Consider the following 7,851-nt stretch of genomic DNA (forward strand, 5'->3'; position numbering starts at 1 on the left):
GCTGGACGGTGCCCGTGACGTCGGCGGCCAGGCGGAGCTGGTCGCCGTCGCGGAGCGGGGCGTCCACGCCGCGGGGGAGCCGCTCGCCGTTGACGAACGTCCCGTTGGTGGAGCCCTCGTCGCGCACCCAGGCCGTCCCGGACGGGTCGAGCCACACCGTCGAGTGGCGCCGCGACACGTTGTCGTACTGCGTGAACGTGGCCGCCACCGGCGACTGGCCCGCGTCCCGGCCGAGCACCAGGTGCTGGCCGACCGAGACCTTGAGCTCGCCCGTGGGGAACTGGACGCGCAGGACGGGCGTGCCCTTCTGCGGCAGCGGGCGCAGGCACGAGTCGCACTGCGCGGCGCCCGGGTTGCTCAGCACCGCCTCGCAGTACGGGCACATGAACGCCGTGCTGTCGGGCGCGGCCGACCGCTGCTGACCCTGGTTGTGCTCGTGCGGCAGCAGCGTCGCCTCGCGGCCGTGCGGCAGCTGCGGCGACGGGCCTCCGTGCTGCGGCTGACCCCCGTGCTGCGGCTGACCCCCGTGCTGCGGCTGGCCGTACTGGGGCTGCCCGTGCTGAGGCTGCCCGTACTGGTGGTCGGCCGGGCCGGGCTGCGGCGCGCCGTACTGGTCCTGCGGGGCGCCGTACTGCTGCTGCGGCTGGTACTGGTCCTGAGACTGCGGCTGCGGCTGCGGCGCGCCCCACTGGTCCTGGGGCTGCTGCGGCGCGCCCCACGGGTCGGCGGGGGGCTGCTGCTGTTGCGGCTGCCCGTACTGCTGCTGCCCGTGCTGAGGCTGGCCGTACTGCGGCTGCCCATGCTGCGGCTGGCCGTGCTGGCCCTGACCGTGCTGAGGCTGCCCGTACTGGTGGTCGGCCGGGCCGGGCTGCGGGGCGCCGTACTGCTGGCCCCCCTGCTGCGGCCCTGGCGGCGGGGGTATCCGCTGCGGTTCGTACCCGCCCGGGCCCTGCTGGTGAGCGCCGCCACCGGCGCGCGCCAGGTTGGCCCCGCAGCTCATGCAGAGCAGATCGCCCGGCTGGAACGGCTCGTCGCAGACCGGACAGTTCAAGGTCGCCATGACACATCCCCCGAGCGCACCCCGGCGCGGTCGAGCCTCGACGTGAGGTGCTCCATGTCACCTCTTCGCGGGATCCCGATGTAGTACACCCGCTTTCCCTCCGGCCCTTCGTCCACGGACACCTGTACTCGGGGCCCTCTTCCTTCAGTGTCACCGATCGCTTCAGTGTCACCGACGCCGGCCACTGCCCCGTACCGCTCGCGTCCCAGGGGGGACACCGGCACGACACGCTGGTTGGCCGACCCCCTCCAGAGTAGGGAGCCGTCCGCGGGGTGTCGCCCCCCAGGGTTGAGCCGGTCGACGTACGGCCCGGTGACCACGGCGTCACACATGTCGACGATCTCGCGCGTCACAGCGGCGCGCGAGAGTCGAGAGTAGACATATCCGCTGTAAACCAATATGTCCAACGCAATCGTCTCACGGTCGCGGGTCTCCCGCCACGCGCGGATCCCCCGCACCAGGGCCGCCAGCGCGGCCGGCTGCTGGAACGGTTCGCCGCCCGAGATGGTCACCCCGTCGACCGGTTCGGGAAGGGACGCGAGCCATCCTAGGACCGCTTCGACGGGGATGGCCCGGCCCGGGTCGGCGTCCCACGTGTCGCGGGAGAGGCACCCGTTGCAGTGCAGCGTGCAGCCCTGCGTCCAGATGCCCGCCCGCGTCCCCGGGCCGAGTGTGGTCACCGGGTAGTGCGCCTTGGCGAGCAGGAGCGTCTCGCCGGCGCCGTCTCCGGCCGCCGGGGGACGGCCCGCGCTCACTGGAGGTCCAGGTGCACGATGCTGCCCTCGCGCCGGATCCCCGTGACGGTGACCTTCTCGTCCGGGACGAGCTCCCGGTCGAAGAGCGCGCGCGCCAGCGGGTTGACGAAGTGGGACTCCAGCGCCATGCCGATGCCGCGCCCGCCCTTGGCGAGCTCCTCCGTGCACCACTCGCGGAGCGTCTGGAGCGCGTCCCCCTTCACGGCGAGGACGAGCCGGTGCTCCTCGGTGACCCGCCGGCAGATGTTCGCGAACTGCAGGTCGAAGATCTTGTGCGCGGCCTCGCCGGAGATGAAGTCGAACACCACGATGTTGTCGCCGAACCGGTTCAGCAGCTCCGGCCGGTTCAGCACCGTCGTGAAGTGGTCGGCGACGGCGCCCTTGATGCGCTGCTCGACCTGCTCGTAGGACATCCCGGGTGTGATGTTCTGCACACGGTCAGGGGCCCCGTACGCGGCCCCGTCGCGGGTCGTGAGGTCGCGTCCCGGCACGAACATCCCGAGGTTGGAGGTGAAGATGAGGATCGACTCGGAGAAGTGGACGGTGTTGCCGCGCCCGTCGGTGAGCCGCCCGTCCTCCAGGATCTGCAGGAACTTGTCCAGGATCCGCGGGTGCGCCTTCTCGATCTCGTCGAAGAGGATCACCCGGAACGGGTCCTCCCGGACGGCGTTGGTGAGCTCGCCGCCGGCCTCGTGTCCCACGTACCCGGGCGGCGACCCGATCAGCCGGTCGCCGGAGCCCTCGCCGGAGAACTCGCTCATGTCGAAGCGCAGGTAGGCCGACTCGTCGCCGAAGACCAGCTCGGTGATGGCCTTGGCCAGCTCCGTCTTGCCGGTGCCGGTCGGGCCCGCGAAGAACAGCACCCCGCGCGGCCGGCTGCCCGACCTGGTCGCCTGCGCGCCCGACAGCCCGAGCACCGCCCGCTTGAGGATGTCCAGCGTCTTCGTGACCGCCTGCGGCTGCCCGATCACCCGCTCGGGGACGCGCTTCTCGCCCTCCAGCACCCGGCGCCGCAGGTGCCCGCGGCTCCACGGGTTGTCGAGCACGCCCAGCTTGTAGGTGCGGACCGCGTCCGGCAGGTCGGCGAGGTCGACGTTGCGCTCCTTCGCCAGCCGGGTCACCTCGATCATCGACTGGAGGGTCAGCCCGTCGGCCTGCTCGGCGAACGCGTCGCACGCCGCGGCCGCCACCTCGTCCGACCCGACGTCGCTCACCCCGAACGCGCGGGCCAGCAGCCGCGCCGTCTCCTGCCGGTCGCCGAGGTGCGGGCGCGGGATCGTGATCTCGCGGATGTTCTCGTTGTCGGCCGTCAGCCACGGCGGCAGGTCGCCCGGCCGCTCCACCAGCCAGACGACCGGGTTGTAGAGCGGCTTCGGCCGCGCCCCCGTCACCCGGACGGGGCGCGCGCTGCGCGACAGCTTCGCGCAGAACCGGAAGAAGTCGCGCTCGGCCGGCTCCAGGTCGGTCGGGGTCCGGGCGATGCGCGACGCCGAGTCGATCACGAAGGCGGCGCGGACGTTCTCCTGCGGCCGGGCGACCGCGGCCAGGTGCCGCGTCAGCCCCTCCAGCGAGGGCTTCTCGTCCGCCTTGACCTTGCCGAGCAGCGACTCCGCCGCCGCCGCGGCCTCGTCCCCGGACGGCTCGTTCGGACCGGGGACGATCTGCAGCCCGTCCACCGGGTCGTAGACGGCCATGAAGGCCGCGCCGCTGGAGCGCAGCGTCTCCCACAGCAGCGCCCGCAGGGGCAGCAGCACCGCCGGGCCGCCGTCCGACGAGGGAGCCAGGAAGCTGTCGTGCAGGTTGCCCGACAGGACGTACTGGGAGTGCACCGAGAGGGTCGCGTCCAGCTCCCGGATGAACGGCGGCCAACCCAGCAGCCGGCCCCCGAGGGTCGGCGAATCAATGCTCATCTAGTCACTCCACTCCGTCCGAGCGCCCCCTGCACACCTCACTTGTGACGCTCGCGGGAGCGTTCGCGTTGGGCGGCACGGCCCCTAGTCTGCCGTGCCTCCGCCGAAACGGGCAGCTCACGCACTCCGGGCTCCAGCCGCCACGCCACGTCCGAGCGGATCCCCTCGCCGGCCAGGCGCTCGCGCGCCGCCTCGAACGCCTCGCACCACTCCCGTTCCCGCTCGACGTCCACCCGGCGGTCGTCCTCGCTCTCGGCGGGCCGCTCGCGCACCATCGAGGCGCGCACGTGCGCGGCGTCGTCCACGCGCATCCGGACGCTGTGGTCGGGCCAGGCGCCCTTGGTCAGCGTCACGGTGCCGTCCTCGGCCGTCAGCGTCTCGAACCCGGCCTGGACCTCGTACCCCATGTCCTCGAACGCGGCCGTGATCGAGTCGAGGACGTACCGGCGCTCGGCCTCGGCCTGCTCGGCGGCGTCGCGCTCGGCCGCCAGCCGCCGCTCCTCGTCCCGCCGCTCCCGGGTGCGGCGGTTGGCCTCCTGGATCCGCAGCCGCACCTCCTGCAGCACGCCCTCCGCGTCGGCCGGCGTCGCCGCGCCGGCCAGCAGCCGGGCCGCCTCTGCGACCGCCCGCCGCTCCGCCTCCCCGGCGTCGGGCAGCAGCCGCACCATGATCCGTTCGAGGTGCTCGCGCACGTCGGAGGCCCGCGGCGGCGGCGAACCGTCCCGCACGCCGGCCGCCAGCCCCTCGGCGGGGACGTCGAAGATCTGCGCGCCGACCTGGGCGGCGAGATGCTCGGAGAGGCGCCGCTCGGCCTCGTCCAGGACGGGGTCGGTCGCCGCGCACCAGGCGGTCAGCTCGGCGGCGGACCGCTCGGCCGGGTCGAGCCGGCCGGGCAGCGGCACCTCCGCACCGATCTTCGCGCGGGTCTCGGCGAGCGCGGCGATGCGCGCGTTGCGCTCCACCGTCTCGCGCAGCGCCCGCTCGTGCGTGCGGACCTCGGCGAGCGCCGCGGCACGCGCCTCGGCGCGCCCGGCGGCGAGCGCGGCCAGCGCCTCCGCGCCGCGTCCGGCCAGGCCCGCGCCGTGCCCGAGCAGGCGGGTCATGCCGAGGCTGAGCACCACCGCCGCGTCCAGCGCGATGTCCGCGTCGATCCCGCTGCTCATGGGGTCCCTCCGATCGTCCGTGCCTGCCGCCAGTGGTGCAGCCGCACCCCGGCCGCGACGGCGTGCGCGGCGGGGACGGCGATGAGGACGAGGACCCACAGCAGGCTCGCGATGGACGTCACCGCCGCGAGCAGGAGGAGGAAGAGGAGCAGCGGCACCGTCGCGGCGGCGAGCACGCATCCGCAGCCGCGCCGCCCGGTCTGCCGCGCGGCGCCCGACATCGTCTGGGACGCCGTCGACAGCCCGCGGCCGCCCGCGCCGAGAATGCCCGAGAGCATCGCCCAGGGCCCGTGGGGGAGGTAGTCCGCGCCCTGTGCGCGCGCTGCGACGACCTCGCTGCCGCACTGCACCGCCCAGGCGAGCACGGACACGACGGCCAGAACGCCGAAGGAGACGCCCGAAGAGGAACTGTGCAGGCCGACCGATGTCGTGCCGTCGTCGTTGCCGCCGCCGCCGAACAGCGAGCCGATCATCCAGCTGCCCAGGAGCCAGAACAGCAGCAGCGGCGACGTCAGCGCGACCGCCTTCGCCATCGCGGCGCCGCGGCCGGCGAGCCGCTGCCGTTCGCGTTCGGCCCAGTGCGTGCGCAGCGCCTCGTCGCGCTGCTCGGCGGCGTGCCGCTCGCGCGTCCGCGACTCGCTCTCGGCCACGGCCTCGGGTGCGGCGCGGGCCACGGCGAGCAGCCGCAGCGGATCGTCGCCGGCACCGTCCACCATCCAGGTGAACCACGGCACCGGTTCGGAGACCGGCTCGCGGGCCCGTGCCGCGCCCTTGGCGATCAGCCGCCCGGTCTCGCCGGGACGCGCCGCCAGCGCGAGCAGGGCGAGCAGCACGGCGGGCGGCTCCTCCGCGCCGGCGTCGGGCAGCCGGCCGGCGAGGCCAGGCGGCGCGGAGGCCTGCTCGCGCAGCCAGCGCACCAGGTCGTTCCATGCCGACACGTGCGCGCGCCACTGGTCGTCGACCCGGGCCAGTTCCTCGCCGCCCGCGAAGCCGGCGAGGACGGGCAGCAGGCGGTGCTCCCACAGCGCCCGCCCGATGAGGCAGGCGGTGCGGTGGTCGGGATGGCGCCGGTCGGCGGCCAGGCCCGCCAGCCCGGGCAGGTCGGCGGCGGTGATCCGGCGGCCGAGGTAGTGCGGGGGCATCGCCGGATCCAGCCACCGCACGAGGTGCAGGAGCTTGACGTCGGGCGGCAGCGTCGTCATGAGGTGGCCGTCGACGAGCGCGATGCGGCCGTCGTCGGGCACCTCCGCGAGCCACTCCCGCAGGCTCCGCCACGCCTCGCCGGTCTCTCCCCGGCCGAAGAAGTACTGGGCGGCGTGGTCCCAGTTCTCGACGAGCGCGCGGGCCAGCTCGCTCCTGCCGGTGTAGCGGCGGCCCCTGAACGGCAGCCCGGCGCCCGCCGGGACGCTCTCCTCCGCGACCCGCGGCGAACCGCCGTCCAGCCACTCCCGTACCTGCTCGCCCGTCCATCGCGCGCGCGGGTCGCGGGTCAGCAGCCCCTGGCACAGCAGCCGCAGCCGGGGGTCGGAGACGTCGTCCGCGCTGACCGGCCGCGTCGCGAGATGGTCGACCACGACGGTCTCGCTCAGCCCCTGGAACGGCGGCCGCCCCGTCGCCAGCTCCCGGACGATCATGCCGAGCGACCACCAGTCGCGCGCCGGCGACACCTGGCCGGACAGGGACTCCGGAGCGGCGTAGGCCAGAGTCCGCGACGACGAGGCGAACACCACGCTCTGGTCGAGGACCCGGCTCAGCCCGAAGTCGGCGATGGCGAGCCGCAGCGGCTCCCCGCCCAGCACCAGGACGTTCTCGGGCTTGAGGTCCCGGTGGACGATGCCGGCCCGGTGCAGCGCCTCCAGACCGGCGGCGAGCTGGGCGGCGACCTCGGCCACCGTGTCCTCCGGGAGAGGCCCCTCGTCCATCAGCGCCCGCAGGTTGCCGTCCGGCGCGTACGCGGCGATCTCGTAGTCGCGCCCGTCGGCGTGCCCCGTCTCCAGGATGCGCAGGACGTTCGGCGCGTCCAGCGCGGGCAGCTTCGCCCACACCTCCCGGTCGGCGCGGTACCCGCGGCGGAAGATCTTCACCACGAACTCGGCGCCGTCGGCGTCGCGCACCAGGAGCAGGTCGGACTCGGCGCCCTGCACGGGCAGCTCGGCGACCGTCGCGTACCGCTCGCCGAGCACGGCCGGCAGCCGCATCAGCGGATCCCCGGGACCGTGCCCCTCCCGCCGGGTCGACGACGCCGGGCGCGGCCCGGGCACCTCCGCGTCCCGCCGCGTCGTCCCGGCGTCGCGCCGGGTGTCGCGTGGCGGGGCGCCATCGAACTCGCCCACAGCCGTCCCGTCTAGCCCTTGTCCTTGATGGCCCGAAGATACTCGCTGATCTTGAACTGGTTGATGACGAACTCCAGGGCGATCCGGGTCGCGAACACCTGGAAGAGCCACGCGAACGGGGACCCGAGGAGCAGCATGAGGCCGAACGCCGCGCTGTCGTCGAGCCACGCGATCCCGTACACCGCCATCAGCAGCGCGAACAGGGTGATCGGGATCAGCGCGAGCACGTAGAGGATCTTCACCACCCGCGTGGTGATCATGGTGTCGAAGTTGAGGTCGAACAGCCCTCCGAACACGTTCCCGCCCCTCGGCTCGCCGGGCGGGGGCGCCCATCCCCGCGGCGGCTCCGGGTACCCGGAGGCCGGGCCGGGCGGGCGGGGGCCGGGGACGGGGCCGGGGAATGGGCCGCCGGGCCCGGCGGGCCCGCCGGGCGGTGGACCGTAGGGCCCGCCGGGACCGCCGGGCGCCTGCGGACGCGGAGGGTTGCCAGGGTCCGGTGGGTTCGTCATCACCGTCGTCTCCAGTGTGGGGACCGCTACACGGAGACTCTAAAGCCTGGCCCCGTCCGCCGCCGGAACCCGCCGCGCGACGATCCCGTATCGCGCGGGGGCCCGGTGCGGCCGCGCGAAC

Annotated in this window: 7 protein-coding genes; 1 reads left to right on the forward strand and 6 read right to left on the reverse strand. The window is 74.4% G+C overall.

All coding sequences use genetic code 11. From position 1 onward, the window contains the following. On the reverse strand, nt 1–385 hold a 385-nt coding region (locus tag AB0C69_RS34105; protein ID WP_360359109.1), incomplete at its 3' end, for an FHA domain-containing protein. A gap of 51 nt (nt 386–436) precedes the next feature. Here AB0C69_RS34105 and AB0C69_RS34110 point away from each other — a divergent pair. Beyond that, nucleotides 437–1,144 carry a hypothetical protein gene (locus AB0C69_RS34110; RefSeq protein WP_360359112.1) on the forward strand — a complete coding sequence of 236 codons (708 nt, stop codon included), beginning with the start codon at nt 437–439 and terminating at the stop codon, nt 1,142–1,144. Here the strand turns inward: AB0C69_RS34110 and AB0C69_RS34115 are convergent. The 5 genes from AB0C69_RS34115 to AB0C69_RS34135 are packed head-to-tail and all read right to left on the reverse strand — an operon-like array spanning nt 1,048 to nt 7,517. Next, a complete protein-coding gene (locus AB0C69_RS34115) occupies nt 1,048–1,815 on the reverse strand; it encodes a 4Fe-4S single cluster domain-containing protein (RefSeq protein ID WP_345177040.1) in 768 nt (255 codons plus the stop codon). The genes AB0C69_RS34110 and AB0C69_RS34115 overlap by 97 nt on opposite strands. After that, nucleotides 1,812–3,725: an AAA family ATPase gene (locus AB0C69_RS34120; protein ID WP_353835330.1), complete on the reverse strand. Its 1,914-nt coding sequence runs from the start codon at nt 3,723–3,725 to the stop codon at nt 1,812–1,814. Before AB0C69_RS34120 ends, AB0C69_RS34115 begins: the two co-directional genes overlap by 4 nt. 38 nt (nt 3,726–3,763) lie before the next feature. After that, a complete protein-coding gene (locus tag AB0C69_RS34125; protein ID WP_360359101.1) occupies nt 3,764–4,888 on the reverse strand; it encodes a response regulator receiver protein in 1,125 nt (374 codons plus the stop codon). After that, complete coding sequence (locus tag AB0C69_RS34130; protein WP_360359104.1) at nt 4,885–7,221, reverse strand: protein kinase; 2,337 nt, start codon at nt 7,219–7,221, stop codon at nt 4,885–4,887. The genes AB0C69_RS34125 and AB0C69_RS34130 overlap by 4 nt, the downstream gene beginning before the upstream one ends. A gap of 11 nt (nt 7,222–7,232) precedes the next feature. Then, nucleotides 7,233–7,517, reverse strand: a complete 285-nt coding sequence (locus AB0C69_RS34135; RefSeq protein ID WP_360359106.1) for a DUF4282 domain-containing protein — start codon at nt 7,515–7,517, stop codon at nt 7,233–7,235. Between the last annotated feature and the right edge of the window lie 334 nt (nt 7,518–7,851).

Origin of the sequence: Actinomadura sp. NPDC048032 (assembly GCF_040653175.1) — a bacterium.
Lineage (GTDB): Bacteria > Actinomycetota > Actinomycetes > Streptosporangiales > Streptosporangiaceae > Spirillospora > Spirillospora verrucosospora.